General features: G+C 47.9%; 1 protein-coding gene (only partly in view). It reads right to left on the bottom strand.

Features of this window, described 5'->3' with window-relative positions; translation table 11 throughout:
• On the bottom strand, positions 1 to 20147 hold the 5' portion of the coding sequence (locus DU002_RS01285) for an Ig-like domain-containing protein (RefSeq protein ID WP_114336541.1). The gene continues 15619 nt to the left of window position 1, outside the view; the window shows 20147 of its 35766 coding nt (coding positions 1–20147); the start codon lies at positions 20145 to 20147; its stop codon lies beyond the left edge, outside the window.

Genomic DNA, 20147 nt, shown 5'->3' with positions numbered 1-20147 from the left:
CCATCCAACCGATCAAGTTGATAGGCAACAACTGAAGCACCTGTGCCGGTAGAGACCAATACCAGGTCGTTTTGAACGACAACATCGTCAGGGCGATAGCGATTATCCGCCAGATCAACCGTATCAAAACTATTGGTCAGCGCATATTCACCCGAAACCAGTTCGATCTGTAAAAGACGACGGGAATCGGTCATCACGATCCAAAGGCTGTCGCCGTCAACACTTAAATTATATGGCGTGCCTTTAAGCACACTACGGTCTATCAGGCTAATTGACTTCAGCAAGCGGTCGTTACGACGTTGGAAAACTTCAACTCCGCCACTGTGAGAGACGTAGAGTAAGTTGTCATCGATTTCAACATCACGAATGATGCCAGACAGCTCATAGCTATTGAGCAAGATAGGATCTGTGGCCAACGTCTTATCAAAATGATAGAGCGTACGACCACCGGCTATGTACAAGTCATCACCGTCTATGGCAATGGACTCAAAGCCCTTGGTTCCCAAACCGCCAGTGACATCAAACGAATATGGGTAAGTCGTATCAGCAAACTGTTTTTCAACCACTTGCGGCTTAACAGGATCAGAGACATCAGCCACCACTAACCGTGCGACATTCGTTCTCAATTTCTTGCTGAGGCGACCTTCTAAGTTATATACGTCATATTCACCGCCAGTAACGGCGTAAATGACTTGGTCGTCCAAGGCGACGGCAGCAATAGGGCTCGGCTTATCGCTAGCTAAATCGACACTTCCTGTCGCTGCCCCCGTGTAGAAATAGGACTCTTCAGCAATGGACTGCTCTGCCGCAAACTGCGGATTAACTGCTTTAATATCGGCATAACCAAAGTCGCCGGCAGGCACTCGTACCTGCAGATGATTGCTGGATAAGAATTTCGCTTCACCGGCAACTTTTCCGGCAAATGAGATTTGGGTTTGATAACCAAAACCTGCACCATAAATATCGACAAAATTGCCGCCTTGAGGCGGGCCGCGCAATGGATTAACGTCCTGAATAGAGACGCTAGGTAACGCAATCAAAGCACCATTGAGGCGATAGCTCGTACCATTGCGCTCCACTGCTACAGCTAGAGCCGTCGCATTGCCCGCTAGGAATAGGTTAGGTATTTCAACTTTAATTTCACTATCACTAATCAGAGTGATGGCGTCATTGGCCAATACTGTCTCACCCACGGTAATGGCAAGCTGAGCGACGTCATCACCAAAGTTACGCCCAGAGATCTTTAAGATCTCCCCTGCTACGCCATGAATATAGCGCCCCGCCGGGGTATCACCATCCATACGCTCCACGCGCTGCACAACAGGCTGTGACGCGACCATTTGATAGGTCAGTGACACTGGAGATACCAGTGGTTTGCCGCCAAGGTTGAGCAGTTCACTACTCACACCTATCTCCAGTTCGGCCCGATCCTTGCCACCCATATCGACACTAGTGATTGAGATCACACCACCACTGAGGCGGTTTTCTGCAACTACATCATATTGACCAGCAGTTAACAGAACACCGTCCAGGGACACTGAGATGGCCGGAGTTATCTTGTCGGCACTGGTGTTAATCAATTGACTAAAATAAAGGGCGATGGTGTCTTGCTGACTCACATCAACGCCAGTAGCAGGTAGTGCTTTGCTGAGTAGTAGTTGAGTGTCAGGCAGCGTGCTAATGCCATCATCATCGCCAACAGTCACATCACCATCAATGATAGAAATAGCATTCTGCTCAGACGAATTATCATTCCAAGTCACCGCTTCCCACTCACCACTGACATTCGGCTGGTAAGCCACAGTCTGGCCACTGGATGACACGATAATTTGGCCAAATTGCACGACTAAGTCTGCATCCAAAACATCGCTCTGAATGACATCTAACGGCTGGATCAGGTAACTGTCTGAGGCTATATCACTAAATGTAACCAAAGAGAGCTTATCCCCCTGCTTAAGCAGGACGAATAACTTGCCATCATGCCAAACCACAGAGACAGGTTGCCCCTGCAGCTCTCCGTCCACAAAGAGCTTGTTCGGTAGCTCTAATGGCGGCGACATTTGGTTGTCTGACAAATCGAAGAAGCGGATAAATCCGGTACCAAAATCATCTGCAACCGACATAGCCAACGCATTCCGCGCAGGAATGTAAGTTAAGCCTGTCGCCTTAAAGCCGGGAACCGGGAAACGATCAATAATCAGTGGAGCAGCGGGTGCAGCAATGTCTACAACCAGTAAACCATCACTACCACTAGCAAAGTACGCCATATTATCCACCACCACGACGCCACTAATAGGCTGCGTTGTAGCGATCTGAGCAACTCTAACTGGACGTGACGGCAAGGAAACGTCATACAGTTCAATGCCGTGGCTAAGCAAACTTGGGTTTTCAGTGGTCGGTTTCGCGCCAGACTTAAGTCCAACAATCAGCAGGTCACCTTCTTGCTGCATGGCACCAATGACATGGGGAGGATAATTCGGTAACTCGAATAATGACTGCGATGCCTGCGTGTAAGCGATCTCACCTACGAGCGTCAATTCATCATTGTATTTAATATAGACTTCGTAAGCCCCTGGGACGATAACGCCTGGAGCACGGAACTCGAACGAATTCAGCGTGCGCACATCATCTTCAAAGTCATTAATGACCGCACCGTCTGGTGTGAATTCACTTTCAACAAAGGCACCTTCTGGTGTCTTTAATACCACTTTAGACCCCGGCAGAATTACCTGATGAGACGCGGTCACAGTAATAAGCTGACCACCGGCGAGATCCAATGTTTCCGGCGACACTCGATACTCAGCGAAGGCGCGCTCATCCGCCGTTATAATACCGCCAAGGTAAGCAGCTTTGAGGCGGCCATCGGTAACTTTAATGTGGTGCTGACCAGCAGATAACGGCAGTAGCTCTAGCGCACCGGCAGGTATTCCCAGCGTGCTTTCATCCTTCCAGACGTAATCAACTGCGTATTGATCGACAAAAACCTTCAGCTCATCACTGGCTCTAAAGCCATTGCCGCGAATGGTTACTTCCGCTTGTTCGCCTAAGTAGTAAGCACCGTTATCTATCGTAGAAATAGTCGGTGCCAAAGCATGTTCTGGCGCTGTGGTTAATGATTGACCGAATTCAACCCAAAGGCCTGTAGCACGGAGCGTGTCGGCACTATTTACCTGCAGTTCGTACGCCGTAGATGGCTCGCGGTTAAAGCTAATACCGAACGTAAGAGCCCCCTCACCTTGCAGGTCTAGCGCGTCAACGGATACAGGTATTAGTTCACCCGACTCAGCTTTAATCAGACTGATTCCGGTGGCCACCGATTCCAATGTCACCGCTTCACTAAAGGTGATCGTCAATGGTTGATTGCTGGCCAACGGTTGGTCTGGATTAATTGATGAATCAACAACAAGGGTACCCGGCAAGTCAAAACTCTTCAGACCCGCGCTACCAGAAGCTGTAATTAACCGTCCCTTGAAGTAATCAACTGATTGAATAAGTTCGACATTACCCGCTGAGACCACTTTAGGTTGCATTGGCTGACGAATGTCTGCGACCACCACGCCAGAATGGCTGGCAACAAACAGTACGCTGCCTAACCGCTTAAGCTTAACCGCTTTGCCCGATGTGACCTGTAGCTGGGTATCAAGCAATAATTTGGTACGGTTTTCAGGGGCGTTTTTATGGAAAATCTCAACGCCATCGAAGCCCAGCGCAGCGATGACATAATCACCATAAAACTCAACGTCATATAACGTATTCGTGAAAGACCACTGTTGCGTCAGGTAAGGGTCAAATAGATTAACAGCTGTCAGCGTATCACTTTCGTAGGACTTCAATGGTGCAACTGTACGTCCAGTCCATGACGCAGGACAAGGTCCCCAAACAGCGGCCATTCCGGCCTCATGGCCATATAGCCACTCATTGTGATAACTCAAATTGACGCCACCACGTAAAGCTAAAGTATTTGAAACTTCAACGGGATCATCCTGATCCATAAAGTTAGCTGAAAGCACCTTCACTGCTTCACCATCTTGCCACGCTGAAAGACACTCTTTAGGCGTGTTCTCCACCCAGCCATTAACAGTGGCGGCAAATAGTGTATTGCCTGATTTAGATAGCCCGGCAACCAAATCGTTACCGTCTGACCAGAGGTAGCCCTTGGTTTGCAGTGTATTTTTATCATCTAGGTTTAACCAGGAGACACCGGCAGCGCCGTTGGCCGTAAACAGTGAACGAGTGCCGTCAGCAGCCTCGTCAATTTGCAGAGCAACTGAGTCGGCAGATCGTTGTAGCGCATAGTCTTTGTTACGCTCATAGGTGAGTCGTTCACTGTCACTTAACAGATCAAGATTGAAGTCTTCGCCGTCGAACGCTTTTGCCAACAGCTTACCGCTGATAGCGAAACGATCGATGGCTAACTGATGCTTACGATCGGAGCCAAGAGAGGATGCTGCACCGACTAGCAATGGCGCTTCAGGCTGTTGCACATTAAAGCTGGCCGCTAACCAAGACTCAGAGAAGAGCACATTATCAACCACACTCGCTCTACCGATATCCTTGAAATAGCCGGCAGCGGTGAGCGCGATACCGCTCTCCTGCTCAACGATCAAATCCAACGGCTGCACATATTTGGAGCCAACGTCGGCTAAAAATTGCAAACCGTAGCCAACGCCCTGTTCACCGTTCAGTTCAGAAACCTGTCCATATCGGTTGCGTCCAGCAAGCGTTTGTTTACCCGGTAAACCGCGAGGCGTGCTGATCCACAGCTCTGTTGACGAGATAACATTGATGAAGCCAATGGGCACACCGCCAATGGAAATAGACAGACCGTCACTGACACTGGAGCCCGGTTCAAAACCTTCACCATAAACCTTTAACTGAGCGCCACCCTGTACCGGCCCCCAAAGCGGCAAGAAATGGTCAAAACGTAATGGCGCGTCAACTGTTAATGCCCCTGAAAGGCGCGCAGATGTCGTGATTTGCTGCTGTTTTGCTGTTGCGGTGAGGTCATAAGCACCCGGCGTAGAAAAACCTTCGATGCGACCATAGATCATGCTGACCGTAGAATCTTCACTGCTTGGTTCAATGCGCTCTACGACTACGTTCTGTCCACCCACGGATAGATTAAGCTCTTCCGTTAGACGTGAGACCCCCTTCATCGCAATAGTCAGTGGTGTCGGGGTATCTTTCACGACATGTCGTGGCAATACTGAAACAATTTGCAATGGTTCACGCTTATCTATCGCAACAGTGAACGGCAGTTCCATTGACTGCGCTAATTCGTAAAGCGTCACGCTTATCGGCTTGTCATCAACCAAGACCGGTTTTGTCGCTTTCAATCCGCGCTTAACTAACACGCGGATCTGATCACCTGCGGCAAAGCCGTTGTCGTCAGCAAGATGGATCAGTACATCATTGTTAATGAACTCAACGCTGTAACTCACCAACTTGTTGTCTGCGCTCTCTACATCGATAAATTCGATATTCTTATTATACAAGTCGACCGCTTTATTAAAGCGCAAGCGGATTGACGCAATCGCTTCGGCGTTAATTTCCACAACACCGGTTTCTGGTGTGACGCTGTGTAATTTCAATGTCACGTCTGGAGACGCCTGAATAACACCTTTCCCGCCATAAATAACTTCGTATGGCGAAGCGATCACCGCACGAGAATAATCACCACTAACATGTTCAAAACTATCAAGAATTACCGGTGATTTCGCATCGCTAATATCGACTGCAACTATGCCCTGTTTATCCGTAGCAATGTAAAGGATATGGCTCGAAATCGACAAATCATAGACGTATCCAAACTCATTAATACGAGTGACAACGCGAGGATTAAGTAAGTCGGCCGTATCCACAACCACTAACCCTGACTCACCGGCGGCTAGAAACGCGTATTTCCCACGTGTCATCACCCGTGACGCAGGTATATCAAGAGAAGACAGCAGATGTAGGCCTTGCTCTGCACTATTACCCACCAAGTAGAAACCACCTGCCCCAGCTTTCTCTACTGACATTAATCGCTGTTGATCAAAGTTGTACTCTCCCCCAACAACGGCAAACACAGGACGATCTTGTGCAGCAACAGTTAACTGCTCGACATCCAATGCTGGGAGAGCGTCAGGCAGTGGGAAGTTAGTTGTTACATAGGCTTTAGTATTTAAAAATGCGTCGACAAAGCCGAGGCCCTTATCAGCCATTGCGATCACTAGCTGGCTGTCTAATCGGTCGATACCCTTAGCAAAATCACTGGAAAGCGGCAGAGATCTGATAATGGCAGCGTCAGATAAGTCACTGCCGTCGACGCCAAGCACAAACAACCGCGCGTCAGAAGGAACCCCACCAGAAAACTTGGCTGCGGTAACATAGAGCCGGTTGCTATTACGACTGAAATAGCTATCGATGCCCAATGCACGATAGCCCGCTGGCAGATCGATCTGACCGACTATCCGATCATCAGCACCATCGCCATCACGGTCGATCTTTTGTAGCAGTTCATCGGCATTGGCAACATCCAACTGGTCAGCGGTGTAGGTCGAGCCATCAATATTATAAATAAGCACGCCCGCACTACCCGCCGCCGCCATCATGTACGTATTGGTCGGATCGAGCGCCAACTGGTAAAGACGATATGGTGGGCCGTCAATACGCATATTAGCTGGCTGCTGGTAGGTATAAACATCTGCTAATGTGACCAACTGACCATCGCCATTAACGACAGATAGATCTGTGCTGCCCAGTTGACCTGCTGGCGCAATGACTTCAATAAGCTCTGCACTGACTACGTTAACGTTTTCCTCAGCCAACTCAATTCCGGCCATGCGTACTTTGGTAAAACCATTGCCAGCAACGAAACCACGCCCCTGAATAACGATTTTGGTGCCACCATTAACACTGCCAACAATTGGCGATATTGAGTTCACCACCAGCGGTTCAATATAACGAACGGCGCCTAACATCTGGTCTGTACGTCCATCACTCTGGGTAATGGAAATTGACGCAACGCCAGGGGCATGCGGCGGCACAGTGATAGTGAATCGCTGCAACTCGCCATCCGTTACTTCGCTAACAATTGAAGCGATCTCCCCCCCAACCCGGATAACGGGTGCTTCGGCATGTTGGGTAATAACAACGACATCCCCACCATCGATAGGAACAACACCGTTCTCAACATCAACAATACGAGGAGCTGCGCCGCTACTCTCACCGGAGCGGAAGTTTACTTTATAAGTAACCAGGCCTTCGCTGCGACGAGCGGCAAGATCGGCGGCTAGTTCAATACGATAATCGGTATTTGCTTTGAGTTGCTGACTTGGAACAACTTCGACGATGGACGGATCTGTGGCGTTGATTTGAGCAGAAAAACTAACGGGTAGGCCTTGCGGTGAGCCGTCCTCTTCTATCAATGAGAGATAACGGGCCAAATAGGCACCCGCCGTCTCATCTGCAGGGATCACCACATCGTGGTTAAAGTCGAACGAGCCGACCATATCAAGGCCAACGCCGGTGGCGCCATGACCAGGGAAGTGGTCAACCAAATCAGCAGTCAATGTATCTATCAACATCAACTTTGAGCGGTATTTATCAAGAGGTGTTACAGCAACATAGACGCCATCGGCCGTTAAATGTTGACTGATATCGCTCGGCTGAATAGCGTTCGATGAATACTGCTTAACCCGAGTTATTGCGCCGCAGGGCTTTATCTCTAGCGCATCTAATACTTGAACATTTTCAGGACGGCTCACATCTACAAAATCGAACTCCTCCCGAGCTTTTTCCTTACCACACCCTCCCGTTCGAAACTGGACAGCGGACGTCAGACTGCTATCCATCGCGACCAGGTTTGAGGGCAGCGAGAAACCATTATCAACATATTGCCCAAGTGTCACTAGGGTATTCGGTTGACTCAGATCGACGACACTGGTTCCCTGCCCCGCGGCTATCAAGCCTGATGGCTGACCAACGTCGGCAACCAACTGGTTGGCATTGCCTTTCAACTTGCGCGCTGATAGTTGAGGTAACGAAGGGCGTGATAGATCAAAATCAACTAAATAACGCCCGTCTCTCGCGCTGACGACCAGATGCAAAATATTGCCACTTACCGCATAATCAAACACTCTAACGGTTTGATCATATCCACCAATATTTGCGCGCGACAGCCGTTGTAATAACGTTGGTTTCAAAGGATTGGCCAAGCTGACAAGCAATAGCTCTTTGTCTGCTGCCTGCGCGATCAAGAGGCGATCAACGACAGACATTTTGGTTGGTGCATCAACTGATGGCAGCGGGATGGCAAACAGTATATCGCGATCTTTTTCCAACCCGTCCAATTCTTCAGGTAAGCGAGTTTCCCGCTCGTACACTAACAACCAGGCGCTATCTTCATATGGGGTGTCAATTAGCGGCAAATGGAAGCCATTAGCAGCAACATAAAGGTGATCTTTGCCCAGGGTGATAGAAGACGGTGACAGATCCTGCGGTAAGTCGTAGTAACCCAGCCCAGCCATAGGCGCAGCATCTTGCAACGCGTCCGTTTTGTAATGCACCAACGACAACCAACCTGGTGCGATATAGCTATTTAACAGCTCTTGGTTACTAACGTTGCCATGAACGTAACGTGGAGACTCATCGCCAGGAACCGGAGCCCCGAGAACATAGATCAGACCAAGTTCGGCGTCAGACTGCAGACCCACAATGCGCCCCGCTGGTAACTTGGTCACATCAGGTACAAATTTGCTTGGCAAGCCTTGTTTCGCTCGTGCCAAATCCTCATTCAAATCGGCATAAGAATAGGGTTGCCGGGTCTCGAGTGTACGGTTGATAGAAACACCACCCAAAAATAGGGCCTTCGGTTTTACCGCCAGACGACCTGCCGGTGTACGTAGTTCAATATCGATATAACTGCGAGCCGCAATATCAAAGTCTGGCACCACCCACTCTAGTCGTTCACTACTTAGCAGGCGTAAGCCACTGCCATCCATCGTCGCTCGCTTAGCCAGATCTGGATAACCATGAGGATAAGCGATTAATTCCAAGTCACTGTCGAAACCATAACCAACGATGGTGACATGCTCACCCGCTCCGGCCTGTTTCACATCCAATACCGCTGGGCTTACCGAATTGATCTGCAATTGGTCTAGGTAAGTGAAACCACCAATAATACGGTCAGACAATTGTTGTTCATTTCGTACCTCAACCGACGCAGCACCGGCATAATTGGCTGGAGTAATCACGGTAACGATAGATTCGTCACCATCAGCCGTAATGTCGATCACTTCCGCTAACTGTTCACCGAACAACACCGTGATGCCGGAACCAAGATTAGCCACAATCAACTTGATTTCATTGCCACCATCAATCGCGCCACTGGTTGGAAACACCGACTGAATATCTGGGCGCAGAACACTGCCTGCTGGCGAAGTGATAAAGCTCGCTCGGTAATCGTTAGCCAGTGCATAACCCGTTAAAGGCTGTAATCCGGCTTTAACGACCCAAGTGTATGTAGTTGCAGGATCAAGTTGAGTTTGTGGAGTTAACACCACCACTCGGGAGCTATCGATGTCACGCTCAAGCAGGCTTACCTGAAAATCAGCGGTGACATCTTCACCAATCTGATAATCCCCCGCTTCATCTACCAAAACATCTCCGCGATATACGGAAATATATGCCGTCAAGTCTTGGTTGCGAGATAACGCTGCAGAAAATTCAATCTGTACCTGAGCAAGATCGGTATACACTCCGGTCTCACCATTACTGGGCGCAGCGTCAACTACCATCAACTCGCTCAGTTCAATACGGGCAACGCCCTGTTTGCCTGCCGCCGCTTGAACAGCACCGTTTGCAAAGGCTAAATCACGAATAACGAAACCGTCTTCTGCTGCAGTTCGCTGTACCATTACAGGCACAGAACTATCGGTACCGGCATTGTCCTGTTGTTCCAGATCGATAATTTCAATCAAGCTTTGTGCAGGCTTGTCTTCCTGATCAAGGTAATGAGTAGTCACATAAGCCAGGTTGCCAACAACAACGACATCGTACGCGCCACCGCCGCGCAGCTCTTTACGTCCCGGGGAGAGAGAAATCGAACGTTCAAAGCGTGGATTGTAGGGGTCTCGAATATTGAATACGCTTAATTGCGAAATAGTACCGTCGGCTGCCATTTCGGTGACATAAGCGGTGTTGCCATCAATGGCAATGCGATTAGCTAATCCAAGGGTGTCAGCATAGGCAACGATAGGCATGGTTGGATCGGCAATATTCGCAACAACTAAGCCCTGGTGGCTTGCGGCTATGTAGGCAAACTGCCCTGAAACCGCAACGTCTCGCGCATAACCATCCGGTTTAATAAAACCTATCCGGCGAGGCTGCTCAAAATCTGCCAAATCAATAACTTGAACGCCACCATGGCCATTAGCAACGAATGCGAGGTTATCTGAACGAGAAACGCCATAGGCTTGCGGATAAGGTAATTCATAACGACCTTTAAGCAGATATGGTAAACCAAACTGATCGTCACCATTTTGAACAGAGAAGATCAGTAATTCACCAAATTTTCCACCATCATAAATTGCGCCAGTATCTGGGTTCTTGCCAATTTCGCTCTCTAGCAATTTAGAAAAGTTGTTAACTGGCACATCATCGACATCTATCACGGTGACGCCATGTTTAGATGCCAATAAGAACTGCTCGTCAGCTTGAATTTCACTGATCACACCAGCAAATATTTCAGACGCGCCGTTAAGCAGTTCCGAGTAAACAAAGCGTTCACCGTCGTCATTTACCTCTTCAACAAATTCGGAGAGGAAGATACCGGAACAAGCGCCACAGGCCACTTTAGAACGTGCCTCGGAAATCATTGCCACGCCATTTTCGAGCGTAACAGGGTCGACAGTTGACCAGCTGGCGACTAATGCGCCTTGACGCGTCATTGAGTTGAATTGGTCAACCGCAGAATAGTAGACCTGTCGAGCAGCAGTTTGCTGCACGTTTAAATTGACATTACCTGGCTGCAGATAGGTTCTATCACTGATCCCCAAACCTACTTCATAAGCGCTTTCCTCGCTAACGGAATGCTCTGGCGTTGAGACGCTAACGACAGCACGAACCCGCTCATTACGATTTCTCTGACGCGCAATCACATTGCCATCAGCCACTTGCGCCCAATAAATATAGCTGTGCTGTTGCGGCGTACTTACAGGTACGACATCCGGACGACCTGCCAACAAATCATTGCGGTACAGTTCAATAGTGCGACTATTTAAAGTAACCCATTCACCCGTTGCGAGCTGATACTCTCGGATCAATTCAGCCTGCACAAAGCGCTCTTCCTCAACACCGATATCTGAAACGAGTGTTGCAACCGTTAAGGTTTCCCCTTCAGTGAGCACGTCGCCGTCTAGCGGATAAAGGATCTCCAGCTTTGGTTTAACCGTATCATCAATGATACCGACAGTGACTAAATCAGAGGTACCGGCTTGATTCAAACGGTCATAAGCGACGGCCTGGATCACAAACCCATCGGTGCCTTGAGGCGGTGTCATATTGATCTGATATAGGTCGAACTGACCGGCGCCACCGGAGAGTTCTGACATGCTTTGGTAAACAGTATCAACAGGAGTGCCGTTGATCAGGAACTGAACCCGGTCAACGCCTTCTGCACCTAAGTCATCAGTCACTTTAGCGATAACAGAGAGTTGCTGACCATCAATCACCACGGCTTCAGCACCCGGCTCGATAATCACGACCGCTGGCGCTTGGTCTTTCTTGATCGTCAATGAATAGGCTGTCGATAATTCAGATTCATTACCATCGACATCTTTGGCCATCGCCTTAAAGCTAATCGCTTCACCGATATGACCTTTAGCAACGCGGACATGGAACAGGTAAGGTGCTGCCGAATCTGTCTCCACTTTCGAATATGTCAATTCAGCATTTTGCGGATCGCCGTTCGCTTGGTATAGCGAAACTTCAGCGACGCCGATCTCCAGGTCACTTGCCTGAACATCAACGACAATCTCACGTCCCTCAGTAACTGAGTCGCCATCATTTGCGAACATCTGGCCATCGGCACCTAAGAACCGGATCAGATCCACACGAGGAGGCTGATTCTTAATTAGCGATATATTCTGAGTGACAACCTCGGCATTACCTGCGCCATCCTTTGCAACCACTCTTAGTTGCAGTGGTAACGTGTCGGCAGTCAGATCGGCTTGCAAATAGTCTTTGATGGTTTGAACATTAAGCTGTCCAGACCAAGGTGCGGTTAACAAAATGGTGCTGGAAACAACTTCCGATCCATCAAAACTGCCATTCAAATCTTGGTCAGCCATTAACTCTACGAGCACACTGGATACTTTTACATTGTCAGTGACCGATAATTGGAATCCAAGCGGACGTTTCTCTGCAATGGTACTACCAGCGCCTGCAGGCTTAAGAATAACGGCTTCTGGCGCAACACTGTCTTTGGTCACATTAACCGATACCGTATCAACGGCGGTCACAGAGCGTGCTTTAGCAATGCCTTCAATTTCGGTGGCTGACGCAGTCAGCAGTATATCTTGCCCTGACTGGCCATACGGTACTGATATATAAAAGTCGAATGGCGCTCGACCGGAAACGAGAGTGGTGTCCCCAGTGACAAGTCCGGACACATTTAGGGTCACAGAGTCGATACCAATATCATCTGCCGCTGCGATCTGAACTAATAGGTACTCACCCTCGGTAATGCTGGAATTATGAGCTGGGTTGCCAATAGCAACTGTTGGTGGCGTATCCTGCACTAGTTCAATAATCGCGCTTTCTGTCGCAATGTGCTTATCAAGATCACCATAGGTAGCCCCGTAGGTATCTAGAGCCTCAGCGCGAAATATCAGTCGGTTATTGTCGGCATTGGCTTGGTCAAACGCTGGCAGTGGCAAGGCAAAACTATAAGGCGCTTGCGTCTTGCGCATATCGAGAAGCTGTTGATCGCCTCTCATAACGATTAGACGTACTGAGTCGATACCAACATCGTCATAAGCATTCACCTGAACAAACTGCATCGCCCCTTCGACCGCTCTAGAGCCATCGATAGGTGTAGTCAGGTCAATTACCGGACGTTCATCAATAGTCACAGGCAAGCTGAATTCGCGAACAGTTGAGTTACCTGAAGCGTCGACCGCAACAACCTTAATCCAGACATCAAAACGAGCATTCTGGAGGTCTGCTATGTCGCCAAACTTCGCTGCCAAGTCGGCCAAACGCTCGACATGTAGCACTTGCTTGTAGCGAGGCGTATCTATGTTGTTGCTGGTAATAGGATCAGCATCAAGATTAGGTACCGATGATACCCGACGAACCAGCTGATATTCATCCTCGAGCTTACGGTAGTTACGATTGGTTTCTAGTAGACCATAGGTTGTAAACACCTCCATACTGGAGACTTTCACATTGTCATATGCACGCCAATCTAAGGTGAAATCAGCATTTTCTACCGCGCCAATCCCGACGCTTGGAGAAATCACACTGATTTCCGGCTTAATCTCATCAACAGCACTGATAATTGATAGCGTATCACTGCCAAATGCAGAATCACTATCTGTGACCGTTGCTACGAACTCAATATCCTGATTTTTCTGATAGACCTGTTGCGGCAGTTCGAACTCAAACGTTTTTATCGTGGTTGTAGGGCTGTTTAAATCTGCATATTGGTCGGCGACGGCCACAGAATATTTGGCTTCTAAGGCATCATAAATTTCATCGATTGCTTCTTTGACCTGTGCGTCGTCAGCGCCGATATCATTAACTTCACGCTCAGACACCCGTGGCAGAGCAACACCATTAGCTGAAACACTGATTTGAGAACTACCAACCAAACGGTCGTCAGTAACAACAACGCCAACTTTAATCCTGAATGTTCCCGTCACGATGTACTGATCATTTGCAGGAGAAACGATACGGATCTCTGGCGCAATATTAGCCAGCGGGTGAATAATAAAATTCTTTTCAGTAATCAACCCCAGTTTGTCTGTGACGCGTAGCTGATACTCTGTGGGCTCAGTTTGTTCAAAGCTGAGAGGTAATACTTTGTTCAAAACCCTTTTGATATCTTGCTGCGGACAAGACTGGCCGAAGCCTTCGATATACTCCACTACTCGCCCACCATCACGGGTCAGGCGATACAGCGCTATTTCATTGATTCCGATATCGTCAACGGCGTCCAGCGCCAGCTCGAACTCTTCCCCTGTTCGCAACCAAAACTCAGCATAATTTAGCCGCGTTGCGTCGTCGATTACCTTGGTGAACTTGCCACCAACACGATAGGAGGAAAGTGATGCCAACCGTAAGTCAGGTGCATCGTTCGCAGTCACAGGTAACGACAGCTGACTAGAAACTTCTCGCCCAGAGCGATCAATCGCGATCGCGGTTAAATTAAGAACGCCGCCCGATTTTATCTTGTCTAACTCATACTGAAACTGGAAGCTATCTTGTTGAGGAAGCACACCAATTTGCGAATAGATACCATCGTTATCTTGCAAAATGATGGAACTTAGCCCAGCACTATCAGCCGCTTGTAGCTCCAACAGCAAGCGTTCGCCTTCGTTAACGATCGTATCTTGGGTCGGCACTGCGATAGAGATAGTGGGCACATCAGTATCGAATTCGATAACCTCGTTGAGCAAACTGTCTAAATCTACTGGCGGACGCGAGATTGAACGCCAATCAGCGGCAAATCCATGCAGTGAAAGTTCACGATTTTCAGCATTGAACGGCAACAACCAGCTCTGTTCTACATAAAAATCTTCGGCAGTACCTTTCCACTGAGGAAGCGCAACTAGATGAGAAACCCCTGACGGTGAAAACTGGTCAGTCAATGTCAGCTGCACCTGTGTTTCAGCCAAGACTTTGTCCGTTGAGCGGTTAAATGCCTTAGCTAATTCCAGACGATCCACACGAATAGTCTGCAAATATGGCACAGGGTTACCATCATTAAAGACGGGGACAATTTCGACATACGGCGCGTTATCAGGAACCCATTTCTCGAAGTTAAGTACGCCACCGCTATCCACTAACGATTCAAATGAAACCTCAACTTCGGTTAATTGCACTGGACACAGAGCCATCTCTTCGAAGCGGAGCTTATAACCAATATTCAGCCCGGGGATATTGATACGAATTGAACCAATGCTTGATGCAATGATCGGGCTATAAACCAATTCATCATTTATGAACGAGGCAAACTCCCGTTCATTTAGAAATATTTTGACGTCCGCACCAGAATGCTCCGGATAGGCTAATACAGCTTGAACGATCTCCTTTTGAGCATCGTTCAGTGAAGCCTGTCCCTGCCACTCCCTTGGCTCTCCTTGTGTGTCTGTTTTAAAGCCAGAAAGCAGCGAATAACCATTTATCGGGTGTGATCCAGACGCATAGTCATCTTTGATATTCAGCTCGGTGAATACCAACTGACCATCTTGCCAACCAGCTTCAGGGACGCGATCGTAGATACTAATGACAGGCGCTTCATCCTGTTTGATCAGCAGATTTTCGGTATGAACAGATTCATTGCCGGCAATGTCTGTTGCGACGACTTTGAGCGCCACGGATTTCCCTTCCGGCAGCACAGGAGAGAACTGCGAAGTGTCGAAAACGTTTTCTTCTGCGACTTCAACTAAGCGCTCACGTAAATCAGTGACCGACATTAATTCGGCGGATTCATCAGCGACTAGTGTGACACGATATGAGGCAACACCCACATTGTCGGATATGCTCATATTGAATTCGAAAGGCTGTCCTTCAACCAAAGTACCTTTAGGTGAGTTAACCTCTATTTTCGGCTTGGTAGTATCGGCAAGCACCGTCAAATCAATTTCAACGGACTGTGTTTCATTTACACCATGATCTTGAGCGATGACGCTGAAAGTAAACTTGTCTCCGTTGTCAGCGATATCTTCTGGCAACCTAAGGCGAGCAAAAAAGTCAGAGTACTGTCGTTCACTGATGACCGTGTCTGAAAAGCTATTTTCATTACCAATTTTTATCTGTTCAACTCGGTCTTTTTTAACCAGGCTTTCCCATACAACGTCAACAGGCGTGCCATCTAAAGCGACCAAGCGAGGTAAGATCTCGCTTACGATACGATCATCAGATGCCACACCACTAACATCAAAAGATTGGCCTGGTAGCAATGCAATTGGTTCTGACGGTGTTTCTAACGCGATCGTAGGTACTTGGTTGTCATGATCAAATCGCAATTCAAGCAGGGTTGATGAGGTGCCATCGTGTTGGTCCTTTGCTCTAACCCCTATCGCCATATCATCAGTAATGGTCGGCACTCTAACCGTGGCAGTAAAATAACCACCGTCAGCCACTACCGCCTGCAAGCTCTTGTCATCGTAAAACTTAACAAGTGACTCTTGCCCTTTACTGGTGGTGAAGAAGGTGACCTCTTGCAGTCCAATGTCATCGGTGACCAAAGCCGTTACGGTTAGTTGCTCACCTTCCACAACAGCCAAACCCGCAGCAGGTTGACGGATAGAAATATCTGGCAATTCGTTGCCGATAACATCAAATTCCCAGTCAGATGATTGCAGATTACCGAACTTATCTTCTGCTTCTAGAGCGATGGTCAGAGAAGTCTGCTCAGGTGTCGGCTGAATATTTACACTGTCGAAGTGCTCAGTCACGTTGCCCAATTGCTTTGACCAAACCGTCTCACCATCAATCGTAAGTATTGCTGCCGTTAATCCAGATGGATCATCAATTCCAAAACGCACTTCGGATAATTGATCTGCAACTAAACTGGTTCCTGCCATCGGTTGTAATAACGCAACATTGGGAGATTTCGTATCAGCCAGCAATGAAACCTCATGGCGAAATGCTAATGAACGATTAGAAGACGCATCCAGAGCCAAAACATCAATAAAAATTTCTGCATCGCTATTAGGAATAGCTAGAAGGCTTAAATCTAACGTATCAGAAAACGACAGTTCAGGTGCAGGGACAAGGTTGGTCGCTTTGTCAAAGCGATGGATAGCAAGCTGCTCTTGGCCCAGCCAATAGGTAAACTCAATTGATTCAACAGCGCGATCATCTTTTGCTAATACACTTAATCTCAAAGTGTCATTGGGTGAATATGATGTCTTATCTGCGACAGCTTGTACGATCTCAGGCGCCTGATCAGGATAAACGGCGATCCAGTAATCGACAACAGATCGATTACCGCTCTTGTCCCACGCTGAAACAGTTATCGGGTAACTATCAAATTCACGATCCGGACTGCCGGAGAACGCAGGACTTTGTACTAATTTCAACGCTGAAAAGGCACTAAGCTCGCCAGGAATAGCCTGTGCTAGGAACTCATTGCCAGACAGCGTGTCACTAGACACACCAGTTAGAATGTAAGTGGGGCCAGATTTCCTAATACCTTTAACTTCAAGCCCAATCACTTCAACGTTGTCGAAGCCAGTGGCTTTTAGAACAAAGTCACTCTGTTCGACAACGCGTGCGTAATCTCGGCCAAATTCGGCGAACTGCAACTCAGGCGATGCGATGTTCAGCACCGGTGCCTGCTCGTCAAAACCAAGAGTAACATTCACAATATTACTCTCAGTTGTTGCACCGACACTGTCCGTTGCAAGGGCTTTTAATGATAAAGGTTGCTCGTTATCGATCGTCTCTGGTGTTTCATAGAACATGGCATATGGCGCACTAACATCGCTACCGATAAACCGGCCGTTGACGAAAAAGTCAACCTTATCGACACCCACATCATCGATCGCATCAGCACGGATCTGCAATGGTAATCCAGCAGTTAAAGTGGTGCCTTCTGTCGGTGAGGTAATAGCCACAGATGGAGCATCATCTGCTTTAACTGGCACTTTTAGCAGTGCCGTTTCAATACTTTCTTGATGAAAATCAGTAACCCGCGCCCGAACTTCCAATGTCGATTGCACTTTTTCAGCATCGATTACGTAATCGAAGTGTATTACCTTCGATGTCTGGCCATCCTCGAGTTCATCGTTGAACGTCGTTATCGTCCGCTTACTAATTACATCGTCATTAACAACAAGCTCAACCAGGGTGCCTAAGCCCAATGTGTCATCTGTCACTTCCACTTTTGTCGTGAGCGTGGCACCAACTGTCGCTAAACTGCCAACCTCAGGCGAACGAATAACGACTTGTGGCAGGCTATTTTCGACGATACGAACTAAGCGAGCCTCTGACTTGGTTTCTGAACCATTTAGACCATAAACCTTGAAATATACATTAGTGACACTTTCTCTGGTCGCAATATCTGGTAGTTGAAATTTGACACGCCAGATTTCAAACAAGCCCTCTTTGCCACCATCTATAGGACGGATCTGCATCACCGGGAACAGACTCTGTCCAACAAGGCTACCATCAACGAAAAGCTCTGCTTTTGAAATGCCACTACTGCCAAGTTGTCCCTTTGACAACTCGCCAAGGAAAGTGCTGATATTTGCGCTTAATTCAGTACTTTCAACTAATCGAATACCTTCATCTGGTGCTTCAAAAACGAATTCAGGCGGTGTTGCCTGTCGCTTTTGTACTAGTTGGATAATACTCGCTTCTGAACTTCCTTTTTGCCCTGACGTGTCAGTGGCAATAGCTAACACTTCAAGTGTTCGACCAACCATAGAATCAGGCAGCGGCATCACAATTTCATATGGAGCCTGCTGGCGTGTACCAACAATGACGCCATCAACCATAAACTCAACTTGCGCGATCCCTACATCATCTTGAAGTTCCGCCTTAAGCTTAAAGTCACTCGGCAACGCCAACTCAGTGGGCAAGTTCACTGTCACGGTTGGTACCGCATCCAAAGCGATGACATTTAGTCGCGCTGACAACCCCGGCAAAGCCGGATAAGAAACCGTGATAAGCGCCGGGAATTTGCTATCAACAGGTGCAGTCGCAACCAACTGGCCATTATGCAGTTTAAGAAACGCGGTATACGCATCAGGAATAGACACCTGATACTGCCAATTGGATGGAATCGCGGCCTCTGAACCGTCTGAATATCTACCAACAATAGAAGGTAACGTCACCGGTGAGTTAAGTGCAGGAATGGTAAAGCTTTCGTCTTGAGCAGGAAGATCGAAAAAGACGCCTTCTAGCGTCTTGGTAAAATCGATATCAACTGCAACTTTCTTTTCCGGAAGCCCGGGGTAACTCACCGAGACATATACATCTTCCGAATGAGTCTCATCGAGCGGGTAAATTAACCCTGCAGCCGTCACTGCTACCAAGTCCGGATGACTTGACGAATATGAAATCCCTTGCCCAAGCCCACTAACATTCACCTTTCCACGAAATTGGAAATCAATCACGGGTTCAAGTTGAACCGTCTGCAACGCTTCGCTGATGATGACACTATCGGATAGTAATGTGAGAGATAATGCCTCTTCCTTTATGTAATCCCCTGTCATCGCTAATTCTGAAATCGATGTTTGATTACCCGACGCATCCAGAGCCATCGCATCAACAAGTACAATCACATCAGTTGCTATAGCTTGAGCACTTAATGAATTTTCAACTTCTAGCACTAAGGTGAATTCAGTTTGTCCATTACTGGTGGGGTAAATTGACTTGTAGCCAGCAGTTGTAGCAAAAGCGTTTCTCTTTGCTTCTGCAATAACGCCACCTGCAGCCCGAATATCAGAAGCTCTTAAAGCCGTAGCGTTGATTTCAAGCTGAGACAGATCGACATCATCTGATGCTTCAAATGTGACAGACAGGCGCTGTTTAGGGCTTTCAATATTGCTAATCTCAGCACTAACAATACTGAGTTCGGGAGACTGTTCATCTGGGTAGAAGGTCTCTGCGTGATGTTCTTCCACTTTATTAGAACGAACAACCTTCACAGAAGGCGACAAATAATCCCCTCCTGCCAAAGTAAATGAAACTAAGCAGCTATCTAAGGGGTCAACCAGCGTGGAAATATCATCACTTGAATAAGGAAGCAATTCTGAAGCACTTCCGGCTTCTAAAATATCAACGCTTCCGCAGTCGGAAATAATTGCACGATAAGAGGCTTGCCCAGCCGCTTCAATAATTGGCGCAGAGGCCTGAATATCAATTGCAGCATGTGCCTGACAAGTGAAAATAAGTGCGGCAATGAAACTAAATTTACGACTAAACAT

The sequence above is a fragment of the Corallincola holothuriorum genome, assembly GCF_003336225.1.
GTDB classification, from domain to species: Bacteria; Pseudomonadota; Gammaproteobacteria; order Enterobacterales; family Neiellaceae; genus Corallincola; species Corallincola holothuriorum.
This window is presented reverse-complemented; position numbering and strand designations above follow the sequence as displayed.